This window comes from Clostridium sp. AM34-11AC, from assembly GCF_003435375.1.
GTDB classification, from domain to species: Bacteria; Bacillota; Clostridia; order Lachnospirales; family Lachnospiraceae; genus Pilosibacter; species Pilosibacter fragilis.
The window spans coordinates 1-879 of sequence record NZ_QWGL01000102.1; the positions used below are offsets into that span (position 1 = coordinate 1).

1 protein-coding gene is annotated in these 879 nt (G+C 39.5%); it reads left to right on the forward strand.

What is annotated here, in order from left to right:
- Positions 1-92: 92 nt before the first annotated feature.
- Positions 93-879: IS982 family transposase (locus DW826_RS17935; RefSeq protein ID WP_242994157.1), on the forward strand; the 787-nt coding region annotated here is incomplete at its 3' end.

Here is an 879-nt window from a genome sequence, read left to right on the forward strand (position 1 = left end):
TTAACCTGTTGTGCTAGATAAAATAATATAAAGAAACTTCAACAAAATGTGCTATCCTATTTGTAGGCAATACAACGAAAGGAGGCATCATTATGTTGAAGTTCCAAAATAATAATACCACTGTTATTGCAACTTTTGAAGACTTTATTTTAACCACTTACGTTATTATTGACGAATTGTATCATCAGTTTGCACTTCCTGAGGTTGCCAAGCGACGGCATGTTTTAGATGCAAAACTATCTGATTCGGAAATCATTACCATTAGTCTTTGTGGTGAGTTGCTTGGCGTTGATTCTGAAAATGCCTGGTTTTCTTTCGTGAAAAAGAATTACAGACATCTTTTTCCGAAGCTTTGCAGCAGAAGTCGTTTTAACAGAACGAGGCGTGCTCTGATGCAGACAACCGAATTATTAAGACAAAAGATGCTCTCTGTTTTTCCGGTTCCGGTCAGTTCTTATTGCATTATTGATAGTTTTCCGCTTGCAGTCTGCAAATTTGGACGTGCACGATACTGCAAAACATTTCGCAGCCAGGGTGCTGATTACGGAAAGTGCCCTTCTAAAAAGGAAACTTACTTCGGCTATAAAGTGCATGCCCTGGTCACATTAGAAGGTTACATTACTGCATTTGAGATTACGCCGGCATCCACAGATGACCGTGAAGGATTACGGGATCTGGTGGATAATTGTTCAAATATTACAATTTTAGCAGATAAAGGATATGTTGGCGAAAAACTCATGCAGGAAATGCAGGAACAAACGATCTGTCTTTTTGCACTCAAGCGTTCCAACAGTAAAGAAAACTGGCCAAAATCGGTGCGTCAGCTGATCTTCAAATTGAGAAGACGGGTAGAAACTGTCTTTTCACAGTTAAGCGGTC